At 57.4% G+C, this 13,901-nt stretch carries 13 protein-coding genes and 3 tRNA genes; 1 reads left to right on the forward strand and 15 read right to left on the reverse strand.

The features are described 5' to 3' along the window. Window positions 1–47 precede the first annotated feature (47 nt). A complete protein-coding gene (locus U862_RS0110970) occupies window positions 48–347 on the reverse strand; it encodes a DUF6388 family protein (RefSeq protein WP_025110449.1) in 300 nt (99 codons plus the stop codon). 276 nt (window positions 348–623) lie between these two features. Here U862_RS0110970 and U862_RS0110975 point away from each other — a divergent pair, with 276 nt between their 5' ends. Beyond that, window positions 624–1,118: a hypothetical protein gene (locus U862_RS0110975; protein WP_025110450.1), complete on the forward strand. Its 495-nt coding sequence runs from the start codon at window positions 624–626 to the stop codon at window positions 1,116–1,118. A gap of 6 nt (window positions 1,119–1,124) precedes the next feature. Here the strand turns inward: U862_RS0110975 and U862_RS0110980 are convergent. The 14 genes from U862_RS0110980 to folP form a co-directional block, all read right to left on the reverse strand. Beyond that, window positions 1,125–1,200: transfer RNA gene (locus U862_RS0110980), tRNA-Thr, on the reverse strand. Between the two features lie 129 nt (window positions 1,201–1,329). Beyond that, entirely contained in the window at window positions 1,330–3,435 is a 2,106-nt protein-coding gene (gene pnp, locus U862_RS0110985; protein ID WP_025110451.1) for a polyribonucleotide nucleotidyltransferase, read from the reverse strand. A 193-nt stretch (window positions 3,436–3,628) separates the two neighbouring features. Further along, on the reverse strand, window positions 3,629–3,898 hold the full coding sequence (gene rpsO / locus U862_RS0110990) for a 30S ribosomal protein S15 (protein WP_003221553.1): 270 nt from the start codon (window positions 3,896–3,898) through the stop codon (window positions 3,629–3,631). Between the two features lie 141 nt (window positions 3,899–4,039). Continuing rightward, window positions 4,040–4,957, reverse strand: a complete 918-nt coding sequence (truB, locus tag U862_RS0110995; RefSeq protein WP_024011571.1) for a tRNA pseudouridine(55) synthase TruB — start codon at window positions 4,955–4,957, stop codon at window positions 4,040–4,042. A gap of 4 nt (window positions 4,958–4,961) precedes the next feature. Then, window positions 4,962–5,363: a 30S ribosome-binding factor RbfA gene (rbfA, locus tag U862_RS0111000; protein WP_007953741.1), complete on the reverse strand. Its 402-nt coding sequence runs from the start codon at window positions 5,361–5,363 to the stop codon at window positions 4,962–4,964. Between the two features lie 159 nt (window positions 5,364–5,522). Continuing rightward, window positions 5,523–8,042, reverse strand: coding sequence for a translation initiation factor IF-2 (gene infB, locus U862_RS0111005; RefSeq protein WP_025110452.1), 2,520 nt, complete (start codon window positions 8,040–8,042; stop codon window positions 5,523–5,525). 27 nt (window positions 8,043–8,069) lie between these two features. Continuing rightward, window positions 8,070–9,551 (reverse strand): transcription termination factor NusA, encoded by a 1,482-nt coding sequence (nusA, locus tag U862_RS0111010; RefSeq protein WP_003221546.1) that lies wholly within the window; start codon window positions 9,549–9,551, stop codon window positions 8,070–8,072. Window positions 9,552–9,598: 47 nt separating this feature from the next. Next, entirely contained in the window at window positions 9,599–10,057 is a 459-nt protein-coding gene (gene rimP, locus U862_RS0111015; RefSeq protein WP_007915250.1) for a ribosome maturation factor RimP, read from the reverse strand. A gap of 138 nt (window positions 10,058–10,195) precedes the next feature. Continuing rightward, window positions 10,196–10,272, reverse strand: a tRNA-Met gene (locus U862_RS0111020). 97 nt (window positions 10,273–10,369) lie between these two features. After that, window positions 10,370–10,455: transfer RNA gene (locus U862_RS0111025), tRNA-Leu, on the reverse strand. A gap of 22 nt (window positions 10,456–10,477) precedes the next feature. Further along, window positions 10,478–10,864, reverse strand: a complete 387-nt coding sequence (gene secG / locus U862_RS0111030) for a preprotein translocase subunit SecG (RefSeq protein ID WP_016986497.1) — start codon at window positions 10,862–10,864, stop codon at window positions 10,478–10,480. A gap of 4 nt (window positions 10,865–10,868) precedes the next feature. After that, window positions 10,869–11,624, reverse strand: coding sequence for a triose-phosphate isomerase (tpiA, locus tag U862_RS0111035; protein ID WP_008088336.1), 756 nt, complete (start codon window positions 11,622–11,624; stop codon window positions 10,869–10,871). A gap of 65 nt (window positions 11,625–11,689) precedes the next feature. Continuing rightward, entirely contained in the window at window positions 11,690–13,027 is a 1,338-nt protein-coding gene (glmM, locus tag U862_RS0111040; protein WP_025110453.1) for a phosphoglucosamine mutase, read from the reverse strand. Between the two features lie 16 nt (window positions 13,028–13,043). After that, on the reverse strand, window positions 13,044–13,895 hold the full coding sequence (gene folP / locus U862_RS0111045; protein ID WP_025110454.1) for a dihydropteroate synthase: 852 nt from the start codon (window positions 13,893–13,895) through the stop codon (window positions 13,044–13,046). Window positions 13,896–13,901 lie beyond the last annotated feature (6 nt).

The raw sequence follows: 13,901 nt of genomic DNA on the forward strand, positions 1-13,901 counted from the left end.
GTCACGCAATAAAAAACGCCAGCCCGGTTGAGGCTGGCGTTTTTGTTTCAGACCACCAGATTGTTCATCTCGCAGTACTCTTCCCACTCGACACCCAATACTTCGGCCGCCTCCTTGTGCAGTATCAGACGCTGCGCCTCGAACTCTTCAGGAGTGCTGGTGTACTTGAGCGTCAACTCCCATGGTTGCAGGCCCTGAGCTTCGGCTTCGTCTTCGAACGCCCACTGGATCTGGTCTTTCTGATCATCGGGACTGAGATCCTTGATCTCTTCCAGCAGTTGGGGCGCATCGAGCTTGTACTTTTCCAGCGCTTGTTCGTGGCGTTGTTCTTGAGTTAATTGGGTCATGGCGTTCTCGCTGATCGTAAGAATGGAAGATGGATCTGGATCATCAAGGATCTCTCTGACGCGGATTGTCCGGCCTTCGGAACCATTCGGGATCATCTGAAAACTGCTAAGCGATGCTCATGCAGGCATCGAATATAGGACGTTTGCATGACGAATTACACGGCTCTTTACATCTCTCGCACAAAAAGTTGACCTGCGGAACATAAATCAGGATTCCAAGTCATAGCGTTGTGCCACTTCGGCACTCACCCTCGCTGTTCACAAGGAAAACCAGTGATGCGCAGCTTTTCGAAGATTTGTTCCGTCGTGTCTGCCAGTACCTTGCTCGCCGCTCTGCTGCTACCGGCAAGCGCCATGGCGCTTGAACTGAGCTCCAGCAGTTCGTCCTATGGCGACAAGGTTTCGCTGATTCACAACGATTACGGCAAGGATGTGGTCATCAAAAGTGATATCAGCATCGATGAACTGCAAAAGATCCGCGATACCGTCCGCGACCAATCACGCCAGATTGAAGACCTCAAACGCAGCAGCGGTTCGAATTCGAACTCCAGCAGCAAAGAAATCGACGACCTGAAGAACAAGGTCAAGGATCAGGACCGTCAACTGGATACTCTCGGACGCCAGGTCGAAGACCTCAAGCGCAACAGCGGCTCAAGTTCGAATTCCGAAAGCAGCGAAATTTCCAGCCTGAAGCAGAAAATCAACGATCAGGATCGCGCCATGGATCAGCTCAAACGTACCGTCGAGGACCTGAGCCGCAAGGTGAAATAAGGGATATGGTGCCCGAGACAGGAATCGAACCTGCGACCTTCGCGTTACGAGTGCGCTGCTCTACCGGCTGAGCTACACGGGCGGTGGGCTAAACCTAGCACCGGTCTCGCCGTCCGGCAACTTCGCAGAATGTCTCGATATTTGCGAGACAAAAAAATGCCCCGCCGTTTTCACGGCGGGGCATTTTCATTGCGCTAAAGCTCTGGGGTGATTAAACGCCCGAAGCCTTGGCCGCTGCCACGTCTTTGATGGACAGCTTGATACGGCCGCGGTTGTCCACGTCCAGTACCAGCACTTCCACTTCCTGGCCTTCTTTCAGGATGTCGGTCACTTTCTCTACGCGAGCGTCGCTCAGCATCGAGATGTGCACCAGACCGTCCTTGCCAGGCAGGATGTTGACGAATGCGCCGAAGTCGACGATGCGCTCAACCTTACCGACGTAGATCTTGCCGATTTCAGCTTCTGCAGTGATGCTCAGAACGCGCTGACGAGCAGCTTCTGCAGCTTCCTTGGTTTCGCCGAAGATCTTGATCGAGCCGTCATCTTCGATGTCGATCGAAGCCTTGGTTTCTTCGCAGATCGCACGGATGGTCGCGCCACCCTTACCGATAACGTCACGGATTTTGTCGGTGTCGATTTTCATCGCGATCATTGTCGGAGCGTTGGCCGACAGTTCGGTACGCGACTGGCCGATGATCTGGTTCATCTGACCGAGGATGTTCAGGCGCGCTTCCAGGGCTTGGCCCAGAGCGATTTCCATGATCTCTTCGGTGATGCCCTTGATCTTGATGTCCATCTGCAGCGCAGTAACGCCTTTGGCGGTACCGGCTACTTTGAAGTCCATGTCGCCCAGGTGGTCTTCGTCACCGAGGATGTCGGTCAGAACAGCGAATTTCTCGCCTTCTTTAACCAGACCCATGGCGATACCGGCAACCGGCGCCTTCATTGGAACACCAGCGTCCATCAGGGCCAGGGAAGCGCCGCAAACGGAAGCCATCGAGCTCGAACCGTTGGATTCGGTGATTTCCGAAACCACACGGATGGTGTACGGGAACACGTCAGCGGCTGGCAGCATGGCCGAAACCGAACGACGGGCCAGACGGCCGTGACCGATTTCACGACGACCAGCACCACCCATGCGACCACACTCGCCCACCGAGAACGGAGGGAAGTTGTAGTGCAGCATGAACGGGTCTTTTTTCTCGCCTTCCAGGGTGTCCAGCAGCTGTGCGTCACGGGCGGTGCCCAGTGTTGCAACTACCAGAGCCTGGGTCTCGCCACGGGTGAACAGAGCCGAACCGTGGGTTTTCGGCAGAACGCCCACTTCGATGTTCAGCGGACGTACGGTGCGGGTGTCGCGGCCGTCGATACGCGGCTTGCCGTTGACGATGTTTTCGCGAACGGTGCGGTATTCGATTTCGCCGAAAGCCGCTTTGACTTCGCTGGACGAAGGCTGGCCTTCTTCACCGGACAGTTTGGCAACAACCTGATCCTTCAGCTCACCCAGGCGAGCATAACGATCGGCCTTGATGGTGATGGTGTAAGCCTGGGAGATCGCGTCGCCGAACTCGGCACGGATCGCGCCCAGCAGTTCGGTGGCTTCTGGAGCAGGAGCCCAGGTCCAGGTTGGCTTGGCAGCTTCAGCGGCCAGTTCTTTAACCGCGTTGATCACAACCTGGAACTCGTCGTGAGCGAACAGTACCGCGCCCAGCATCTGGTCTTCGGTCAGCTCTTTGGCTTCCGATTCAACCATCAGTACGGCGTCCGAAGTACCGGCAACGACCATGTCCAGGCTCGAAGCTGCCTGCTGCTCGTAAGTCGGGTTCAGCAGGTAGCCGGTGCTTTCGTGGAAAGCAACACGAGCGGCGCCGATCGGGCCGTCGAACGGAATGCCCGAGATGGCCAGGGCAGCCGAGGTACCGATCATCGCAGCGATGTCCGGATCGGTCTTCTTGCTGGTGGAAACGACGGTGCAGACAACCTGCACTTCGTTCATGAAGCCTTCTGGGAACAGCGGACGGATCGGACGGTCGATCAGTCGGGAAGTCAGGGTTTCTTTCTCGGAAGGACGGCCTTCACGCTTGAAGAAACCGCCAGGGATCTTACCGGCAGCGTAAGTTTTTTCCTGGTAGTGAACGGACAGAGGGAAGAAGCCCTTGCCTGGATCGGCTTGCTTGGCACCGACTACGGTCACCAATACGCTGACGTCGTCGTCAACGGTGACCAATACTGCGCCGGAGGCCTGACGGGCGATACGGCCAGTCTCGAGGGTAACGGTCGACTGACCGAACTGGAATTTTTTGATTACCGGGTTCACGGTGTCCTACCTTCTTTGTGGCTCTTGGGGGAACTGGTTTCTTGCGAAATTCTTGGGCAATGTCGGGAATCGGCCCGTTGACTGTCCGGGTAAAACGGTAGTGCAGATAAAACTTGAGGCTGGGAGCCTGCCAGCCACCAGCGGAAAACCGCTGATGCCTGACAGACAACCAACCTCATAGCGCAATCGCTGATTAGCGACGCAGACCCAGGCGGCCGATCAGAGCGCTGTAACGGCTCAGATCCTTGCCTTTCAGGTAGTCCAGCAGCTTGCGACGCTGGTTTACCATGCGGATCAGACCACGACGGGAGTGGTGGTCTTTACCGTTGGCCTTGAAGTGACCTTGCAGTTTGTTGATGTTGGCGGTCAGCAGTGCAACTTGCACTTCTGGCGAACCAGTATCACCAACAGCTTGCTGGTAGTCGGCAACGATTTGAGCTTTTTCTTGAACGTCGAGAGCCATGAGGCAATCCTTTTATCAGGAAACTGTTTCAAAAACAGTTTCAACAGGCCAGGGACAAATCCCTGTATCTATAAATGAGTCGTGACCGTGCCTGTTAACAGCCACACTCGCCGGCCCGCTGTTACACGGACCGGTTTCCGGTCATTCTGACCGAATCAGTCGACGTGGCGCGATGCGCCCGTCTTCGCTCACTTCACCGATACCGATGAAGCGACCGTTGTGATCCTGTACCCGTACCATGCCAAACTTCGGAGCATCCGGGGCACGTACCGGCTGGCCGTTGAGCCAGTAGAACGCGCTCGCTTCGGAGAAGTGCAGCAGCGGCCAATCCTGCAGGCCACTGTCCGATGGCATCAGGAAGCGATCGACCGCTTCGTTGCCGCCTTCGGCATGTACCGCTTCCAGCTCTTCGAGGGTAACGGTCTGCGCCAGGGTAAAAGGCCCGGCCTGGGTACGACGCAGTTCTGCGACGTACGCACCACAACCGAGTTGCTCACCGATATCCTCCACCAGGGTGCGAATATAGGTGCCCTTGCTGCAATCCACCGCAAGACGCGCAGTATCGCCTTCGAAGGCCAGCAATTCCAAGCGCGCAATAGTAACAGAACGCGGTTCGCGCTCCACTACTTCGCCTGCACGGGCCAGCTTGTACAGCGGCTGCCCGTCACGCTTGAGTGCCGAGTACATCGGCGGTATCTGACTGATTTGCCCACGAAATTTCGGTAGAACCGCTTCGACATCGGCGCGACCAACGGTCACCGGACGCTCCTGCAAAACCTCACCTTCGGCGTCTGCCGTGGTAGTGGTCTTGCCCAACTGCGCCAGGGTTTCATAACCCTTGTCGGAATCGAGCAGGTATTGCGAGAACTTGGTTGCCTCGCCAAAGCACAGCGGCAATACACCGGTGGCCAACGGATCGAGACTGCCAGTGTGACCGGCCTTCTCGGCGTTGAGCAACCAGCGAACCTTCTGCAACGCGGCGTTGGAGGTGAACCCCAGCGGCTTGTCGAGCAGGATGATACCGCTGACGTTACGACGGATACGTTTGACCTGAGCCACCGAATTACTCCTTGGTGTCTTCAGGTTCAGCGGCGGCCACGTGCTGATTATCCTCAGCCACGGCGCGCTCGATCAGCGCCGACAGGTGCGCACCACGCACGACGCTTTCGTCGTAGTGGAAGTGCAATTGCGGCACGCTGCGCAGCTTCATTTCACGGGCCAGTTGCATCCGCAGGAAGCCTGCGGCAGCGTTGAGCACCTTGATGCTTTGCGCGATATCTTCGGCGTTGTCTTGCCCCATCACGGTGATGAAGATCTTCGCGTGACCGACGTCACGACTGACTTCCACAGCGGTAATGGTGACCAGGCCAACACGTGGATCTTTGACTTCGCGACGGATCAGTTGGGCCAGCTCACGCTGCATCTGATCGCCGATACGTTGGGTACGGCTGTATTCTTTTGCCATGACTTGTTACCTGTTACTGCCCCACGGTGAAACCCGCAAGGTCTGAAAGCGGCAAACGCCCGGCCTGACAAATGCCAGACCGGGCGTTGCGTTTAGAGTCCGGGTGATGCGCCACACAGTTGAGTGCGGCCGGCCATCACGGCTCCTGAAGTGCGCGAGTTAGAGGCTGCGAGCAACCTGAACCTTCTCGAAGACTTCGATCTTGTCGCCGACTTTGACGTCGTTGTAGCTCTTCACGCCGATACCGCATTCCATGCCGGCACGTACTTCGGAAGCGTCATCCTTGAAGCGGCGCAGGGATTCCAGCTCGCCTTCGAAGATAACGATGTCTTCACGCAGTACACGGATCGGACGGTTACGGTGCACAACACCTTCGATCACCATGCAGCCGGCGATCGCGCCAAACTTCGGCGAACGGAACACGTCACGCACTTCGGCCACACCCAGGATGTTCTCGCGAACATCGCTGCCGAGCATGCCGGTCAGGGCTTTCTTGACGTCTTCGATGATGTCGTAGATCACGTTGTAGTAACGCATGTCCAGACCTTCCTGCTCGACGATCTTCCGTGCGCCAGCATCGGCACGCACGTTGAAGCCGAACAGTACAGCGTTGGAAGCCAATGCCAGGTTGGCGTCGGATTCGGTGATACCACCGACACCGCCACCGACCACGCGCACTTGCACTTCGTCGTTGCCCAGGCCGTTCAGAGCGCCCTGCAAAGCTTCCAGCGAACCACGGACGTCGGATTTGAGGACGATGTTGAGCGTCTTCTTCTCTTCCTGGCCCATGTTTTCGAAGATGTTTTCCAGCTTGCCGGCGTGAGCGCGAGCCAGTTTGACTTCGCGGAACTTGCCTTGACGGAACAGAGCCACTTCACGGGCTTTCTTCTCGTCGGCAACCACGCTCATCTCGTCGCCAGCGTCCGGAGTACCGTCAAGACCCAGGATCTCGACCGGAATGGCCGGACCTGCTTCCTTGATCGGCTTGCCGTTCTCGTCGAGCATGGCGCGCACGCGGCCATAGTTCGAGCCGACCAGCACCATGTCGCCTTGACGCAGCGTACCGTCCTGAACCAGCACGGTGGCTACCGGGCCACGGCCCTTGTCCAGACGCGATTCGACAACAACACCACGGCCAGGAGCCGATGGAGTGGCGGTCAGTTCGAGAACTTCGGCCTGCAGCAGAACGGCTTCGAGCAGTTCGTCTACGCCGGTACCCATTTTCGCCGAAACCGGTACGAATGGAGTGTCACCACCCCACTCTTCGGAAGTCACGCCGTGAACCGACAGTTCGCTGCGGATGCGATCGAGGTCGGCACCCGGCTTGTCGATCTTGTTCACCGCAACCACCAGAGGAACGCCAGCCGCCTTGGCGTGCTGAACGGCTTCGATGGTTTGTGGCATCACGCCGTCGTCCGCCGCAACCACGAGGATCACGATGTCAGTCGCCTTGGCACCACGAGCACGCATTGCGGTAAACGCGGCGTGACCCGGGGTGTCAAGGAAGGTGACCATGCCGCGTTCGGTTTCAACGTGGTACGCACCGATGTGCTGAGTGATACCGCCGGCTTCGCCAGCAGCTACCTTGGCACGACGGATGTAGTCGAGCAGCGAGGTCTTACCGTGGTCAACGTGGCCCATTACGGTCACGACCGGCGCACGAGGAACCGCTTCACCTTCGAACTTCAGGGACTCGGCCAGGGAATCTTCCAGGGCGGTGTCGCTGATCAGGGTCACTTTGTGGCCCAGTTCTTCAGCAACCAGTTGGGCAGTTTCCTGATCCAGTACCTGGTTGATGGTGGCCGGGGTACCCAGCTTGAACATGAACTTGATGATTTCGGCAGCCTTGACCGACATCTGTTGAGCGAGATCGCCAACAGTGATGGTTTCGCCGATCTTCACTTCACGCACGACAGGGCCGGTTGGGCTCTGGAAACCGTGAGCGTTGCGTTTCTTCAGCTTGGCCTTGCCGCGACCACCACGACGGAAGCCATCGCTCTCTTCGTCGGTAGTGCGTGGCGCCACACGTGGAGCCGGCGCTTTTTCTTTGACCGACGCACGATGCGGAGCGTTTTTGCGCTCGCCATCACCACTACCGCGACGATTGTTATCGTCGGCACGTGGTTTGTCCGGACGACGCTGTTCGTCGCGCTTGCGAGTGTCGGCAGCTGGCGCAGCAGCAACAACCGGCGCAGCTTCGCGCACAGGTTCGGCCACTGGAGCAGGTGCTGCAACAGCTTCGGCAGGAGCATTCGACGCAGCAGCAGGCTGGCGACGCGCTTCTTCTTCAGCGCGCTGCTTGGCTTCTTCTTCAGCCTTCTGACGGGCAGCATTTTCTACTGCGCGACGCTCTTCCAGTTCACGCTGGCGCTCGGCTTCGATTTCTTCCGGGCTACGCTGTACGAAAACTTTCTTCTTGCGAACTTCTACGCTGATGCTCTTGCTACCAGCTACACGCAGGGTGCTGGTGGTTTTACGCTGCAGCGTGATCTTGCGTGGTTCTTCCACTTTCGCCTTGTGGCTGCTTTTCAAGTGAGTCAGCAGGGATTGCTTCTCACTGTCAGTCACATGTTCTTCGGCGGCGGTGTGCGGCAGACCTGCCTCACGCATCTGCTGCAACAGGCGCTCTACCGGTGTTTTGACCTCATCGGCCAGTTGTTTCACCGTGACTTGCGTCATGCACTTCTCTCCTCAGGCCGCGCCTAATTACTCGAACCAGTGGGCTCGGGCGGCCATGATCAACTTGCCGGCACGATCATCGTCAATGCCGTCGATGTCGAGCAGGTCGTCAATAGACTGCTCGGCCAGGTCTTCGCGGGTAATTACGCCGCGCACCGCCAGTTCCATCGCCAAATCCTTGTCCATACCCTCAAGCGAGAGCAGGTCTTCGGCCGGATGGGCGTCTGCCAGCTTTTCCTCAGTAGCGATGGCTTTGGTCAACAAGCGATCCTTGGCACGAGCGCGAAGCTCGTTGACGATGTCTTCGTCAAAGCCGTCGATGTTGAGCATTTCTTCCAACGGTACGTAGGCAATCTCTTCCAGGCTGGTGAAGCCTTCATCAACCAGCACCTGAGCCAGCTCTTCGTCGACTTCCAGCTCGTCGATGAAGTTGCGCAGGATGTCGCCGGTTTCTGCTTGTTGCTTAGCCTGGATGTCCGATTCGGTCATCACGTTCAGGGTCCAGCCTGTCAACTGGCTTGCCAGACGCACGTTCTGACCACCACGACCGATGGCCTGAGCCAGATTGTCTGCGCCAACGGCGATGTCCATTGCATGGGCATCTTCGTCAACGATAATTGCCGCAACCTCGGCCGGGGACATGGCGTTGATCACGAACTGAGCCGGGTTGTCGTCCCACAGGACGATATCAACACGCTCACCGCCCAACTCACCCGACACGGCCTGGACGCGCGAACCGCGCATACCGATGCACGCGCCCTGCGGGTCGATGCGTTTGTCCTTGGAGCGGACAGCGATCTTGGCACGCGAACCCGGATCACGGGACGCTGCCATGACTTCGATCAGGCCTTCAGCGATTTCCGGCACTTCGATACGGAACAGCTCGATCAGCATTTCCGGCGCAGTACGCGACAGAATCAGCTGCGGGCCGCGGTTCTCGGTGCGGATTTCCTTGAGCAATGCACGCAGACGTACACCGACACGGAAGGTTTCGCGAGAAATGATGTCTTCACGGGCCAGCAACGCCTCGGCGTTGTTACCCAGATCGACGATCACGTTGTCGCGGGTCACTTTTTTCACGGTGCCGGAGATGATCTCTCCCAGGCGCTCGCGATAGGCGTCGACCACTTGAGCGCGCTCGGCTTCACGCACTTTCTGCACGATGACTTGCTTGGCAGTCTGTGCGGCAATGCGGCCGAACTCGATGGATTCGATTTTTTCTTCGACGACGTCGCCAACCTTGGCGCCAGGATGCGTTTCGGCAACCTTGCTCGGCCAGGTTTCGATGGCCGGATCGTCAAGATCATTCTCTTCGACGACCGTCCAGCGACGGAAAGTTTCGTAGGAACCGGTGTGGCGGTTAATTTCCACACGCAGGTCAACTTCGTCTTCAAAACGCTTTTTCGTAGCAGTGGCCAGGGCCAGCTCCAGCGCTTCAAAAATTACGCTTGCCGGTACGCCCTTTTCATTGGATACCGACTCAACAACCAGCAGTACTTCTTTGCTCATCGTACGCCTCGCCTTTCGCAAGCCATTGGATCCGCGGGATCCGCGTCTCAGTCAAAACTGGGAATAATGTTGGCCTTGTCGATCATGTCGATCGGCAACAGGAATTCATGGTCATCTACCTGCACCACGACGTCCTGCTCTTCTACACCGCGCAGAAGGCCCTGAAAGTTGCGTCGCCCTTCAAAAGGCGAGCGCAGCTTGATCTTTACTTGTTCACCGGCAAATTTTGCAAACTGCTCAAGAGTGAACAGCGGGCGTTCCATGCCAGGCGAGGAAACTTCAAGGGTGTATTCAACGGAGATCGGATCTTCAACATCCAGCACACCGCTGATCTGACGGCTGACGATGGCGCAATCATCCACCAGCACGCCGCCTTCTTTATCGATATAAACGCGCAACATTGAGTGGCGACCTTGAGCCGAAAACTCAATACCCCAGCATTCATAGCCTAGGGCCACGACCACCGGGGCCAACAAGGCCTGCAACTCTTCTAGCTTGCTCGACACCTGAACCCCCTCGTGCATGTATGTGCATGCTATGCAAAATAAAAAAATGGGCGAAACGCCCATCCTTGAAACGCCGTCGAACAGCGGCGTAGAAAGTGTCCAGCTAACAAAAAGCCCCTTAAAAGGGGCTCCTTAAACTGGTTGCGGGGGCCGGATTTGAACCGACGACCTTCGGGTTATGAGCCCGACGAGCTACCAGACTGCTCCACCCCGCGACAAAGCTGGGGCGGAAGTATACGACCGATCCCTTATAGGGTCAATGTAACCTTCCACCTGCAAGAAAGCCCGCAACAGCGGGCTCTCCTGACTAATTGGTACCGAGAAGGGGACTCGAACCCCTACACCCTATGGGCACAACCACCTCAAGGTTGCGTGTCTACCAATTCCACCACCTCGGCAAAACTACGTTTGAAACCCTTCTTACTTCTGCTCTTGAGCTGGAGGTACGTCAGTCGCTGGAGTAGCCGACTTTTGCTCTTGAAGCACCGGGACATCATCAGAAGCCGGTTGTTGTTGCTTAGGCACTTCCAACACTGCCGGGTTTGGCAAACCTGCCTGAGTCAGCTGATGAGCCTTCTCTTTAGCAAAGTAACCTAACCCCAAGCTGGTTATGAAGAAACCGGCGGCAAGTATAGCAGTAAACTTACTAAGAAAGGTAGAGGAACCTTGGCTTCCGAACACAGTATTTGAAGCACCTGCTCCGAAAGACGCGCCAGCATCCGCACCTTTACCCTGCTGCAGCAAAACCAGAGCAACTACGCCCAATGCACCCAGCAGATGAAAAACGACTACGACTGTTTCCAGCATTTTTTCAGTTTCCCGCGGCGCGACAAATCGCACCGAACTCATCTGCATTCAGGGAAGCTCCACCAATGAGCCCCCCATCGATATCCGGCATGCCGAACAGTTCGACCGCATTGGCCGCCTTCACGCTGCCGCCGTATAGAAGCCGCACACCTCGTGCGACTTCAGAATTCTCTGCCGCCAACTGCTCGCGAATGGCTTTATGCACATCCTGCGCCTGTTGCGGCGTTGCAGTCAGTCCGGTGCCAATGGCCCAGACCGGCTCGTAAGCAATGACTGCCTTGGCAAAGGCACCAACACCCAGCTCCTCGATGATGCTGCCCAGCTGACGCCCGACAACCTCAAGAGTTTTTCCGGCTTCGCGCTGCTCGAGGGTTTCCCCTACACACAACACCGGAATCAAGCCACATGCCTGTGCCGCTGCGAACTTGCGATTCAGCATCCCGTCTCGCTCGCCCATTATCTGGCGGCGCTCGGAGTGCCCGACAAGCACCAGGGAACAACCCGCATCCACCAACTGACTCGGCGCAATCTCACCGGTCAATGCACCTTGCATGGATTCCACCGCAGAGTTCTGCGCGCCGACCGAAATCGACTTGCCTTTCAAGCCATCAATCACTTGATTGATATGCAAGCAAGGCGGGAATACCGCGACATCAACACCGCTTGGCAAGGCCAGATGACGAAGACCGTTGATCAGCTCAGCGACGCTGGCGCGGGTACCGTGCATCTTCCAGTTACCAGCTACCATAGGGCGACGCATGCTGTACCTCGTCGGTCAAAGTGGGCGCAGATGTTACCCAACACAATCATGGCTGGCAAGCCGAATCAGGCAGAAACTTCACTTACCAGTTTTGCCAGTTCTTCGGCATAGGCGCGAACCTGAGTTTCATCCTCACCTTCGACCATCACACGCACCAGCGGCTCTGTGCCGGACTTGCGCAAAAGCACCCGGCCACGACCCGCCATTGCCTGGGTGACACGCGCACTGGCTTCCTTGACAGCCGGATGCTCAAGCGGACTTTCGCCACCACCGAATCGGACGTTGATGAGCACCTGAGGGCACTTGCGCAGAGCCTGACGAGTTTGCGCCAGTCCTTCATTACGTGTCTTCAATGCCATCAGCACCTGCAACGCTGCGATGATCGCATCACCGGTAGTGGTGTGATTGAAGCAGACGACGTGTCCGGAATTTTCACCACCCACCAGCCAGTGGCGCTCCAGCAACTCGGCAATCACATAACGGTCGCCAACGTTGGCACGAATGAACGGAATCGAAAGCTCGGCGAGTGCCAACTCAAGCCCAAGGTTGCTCATCAGCGTACCAACGACCCCCCCCTGCAACTTGCCACGCTCGTGCAGATCGCGGGCAATAATAAACAGCAACTCGTCACCATCAACGATGGCACCGGTGTGATCGACCATCAGCACCCGATCACCGTCACCATCGAAGGCGATACCCAGGTCGGCGCGCTCAGCCAGCACGGCAGCCTGCAGTTGACCCATATGAGTCGAGCCGCAATTGTCATTGATGTTCAGACCATTGGGCTGGGCCGACAGCACGACCACTTCAGCACCCAACTCACGAAAGACACTCGGAGCGACCTTGTAAGTTGCACCGTGCGCGCAGTCGATAACGATCTTCAGGCCAGAAAAACTGGTGCCGGTCGGCACACTGCTTTTGCAAAATTCGATGTAGCGACCGGAAGCATCGTTGATTCGCGATACTTTGCCGATCTTGCTCGACTCAACGACAGTCATTGGCGCATCGAGCAACTCTTCGATCATCAACTCCAGCTCGTCGGGCAGCTTGGTGCCTTTCCCGGAGAAGAACTTGATGCCGTTATCGTCATGTGGATTGTGCGAAGCGCTGATCACGATCCCGGCTTCAGCCTGGAATGTGCGCGACAGATAGGCAATGGCCGGTGTCGGCATCGGGCCGAGGAGCATCACGTCGGCGCCCGCCGACGTCAGGCCTGCCTCAAGCGCCGACTCGAACATATAGCCAGAGATTCGCGTGTCCTTGCCGACCAGCACCTTGCAGGCGCCCATCTTGCGAAACGCCATCCCCGCCGCCCAGCCGAGCTTGAGCATGAAGTCAGGGGTGATCGGATACTCACCAACACGACCACGAATACCGTCAGTGCCAAAATACTTCTTGCTCATAAGTGCTCCATCATTCTTATTCGGCTGATTCCACGGCCGCGAGCATGCGCACCACGTCTACCGTTTCCGCCACATCATGGACGCGCAATATACGCGCTCCTTTCACCGATGCCAGTGCTGCCAGTGCCAGCCCGCCATGCAGACGCTCGCCCACGGGACGATTCAGCGCCTGGCCGATCATGCTTTTGCGTGAAACGCCAACCAACAGCGGACGACCCAGCGCATGCAGGTCTTCCATATGTTTGAACAAGCTTAGATTGTGCTGCAGGGTTTTGGCGAAACCGAAACCGGGATCAAGAATGATCCGCTCGGCAGGAATGCCTGCCGCCGCACATTGCGCCATACGCTCAGACAGAAAATCGCTCACTTCGCGAGTCACGTCCTGGTAGTGCGGATTGTCCTGCATGTCACCCGGCTCGCCGAGCATATGCATCAGACAGACCGGCAGGCCGGTTGCCGCTGCGGCATCCAGCGCGCCATCACGGCGCAGCGAACGCACATCGTTGATCAAGCCGGCGCCGAGGCGCGCAGTTTCGCGCATCACCGCAGGTGTCGACGTATCGACCGAGATGACCACATCCAGTTCGCGATTGATCAGCTCTACGATGGGCGCTACGCGCTCCAGCTCTTCCAGCGGCGAAACCGCGCGGGCACCTGGGCGGGTCGACTCACCACCGACGTCAATCAGCGTCGCCCCGGCCGCCACCATGGCCTCGGCGTGGCGCAAGGCCACGTCCCGCTGGCTGTAACGGCCGCCGTCGGAAAAAGAATCAGGGGTGACATTGAGAATGCCCATGACATGCGTCCGGGCCAAATCAAGAACCCGGTTGCCGCAAGGCAACCGGGTCAGGGACTGTACAGAAGTCATTTCAAA

The sequence above is a fragment of the Pseudomonas sp. H1h genome (assembly GCF_000633255.1).
In the GTDB taxonomy this organism is placed as follows: domain Bacteria; phylum Pseudomonadota; class Gammaproteobacteria; order Pseudomonadales; family Pseudomonadaceae; genus Aquipseudomonas.

What these genes read in the sequence shown, in the direction of transcription:
- U862_RS0110970 (WP_025110449.1), bottom strand. Translation starts at nt 347, where the DNA reads ATGACCCAATTAACTCAAGAACAACGCCACGAACAAGCGCTGGAAAAG.
- secG (WP_016986497.1), bottom strand. Translation starts at nt 10,864, where the DNA reads ATGCTGGAAACAGTCGTAGTCGTTTTTCATCTGCTGGGTGCATTGGGC.
- rbfA (WP_007953741.1), bottom strand. Translation starts at nt 5,363, where the DNA reads ATGGCAAAAGAATACAGCCGTACCCAACGTATCGGCGATCAGATGCAG.
- rpsO (WP_003221553.1), bottom strand. Translation starts at nt 3,898, where the DNA reads ATGGCTCTCGACGTTCAAGAAAAAGCTCAAATCGTTGCCGACTACCAG.
- tpiA (WP_008088336.1), bottom strand. Translation starts at nt 11,624, where the DNA reads ATGCGTCGCCCTATGGTAGCTGGTAACTGGAAGATGCACGGTACCCGC.
- glmM (WP_025110453.1), bottom strand. Translation starts at nt 13,027, where the DNA reads ATGAGCAAGAAGTATTTTGGCACTGACGGTATTCGTGGTCGTGTTGGT.
- nusA (WP_003221546.1), bottom strand. Translation starts at nt 9,551, where the DNA reads ATGAGCAAAGAAGTACTGCTGGTTGTTGAGTCGGTATCCAATGAAAAG.
- infB (WP_025110452.1), bottom strand. Translation starts at nt 8,042, where the DNA reads ATGACGCAAGTCACGGTGAAACAACTGGCCGATGAGGTCAAAACACCG.
- folP (WP_025110454.1), bottom strand. Translation starts at nt 13,895, where the DNA reads ATGACTTCTGTACAGTCCCTGACCCGGTTGCCTTGCGGCAACCGGGTT.
- U862_RS0110975 (WP_025110450.1), top strand. Translation starts at nt 624, where the DNA reads ATGCGCAGCTTTTCGAAGATTTGTTCCGTCGTGTCTGCCAGTACCTTG.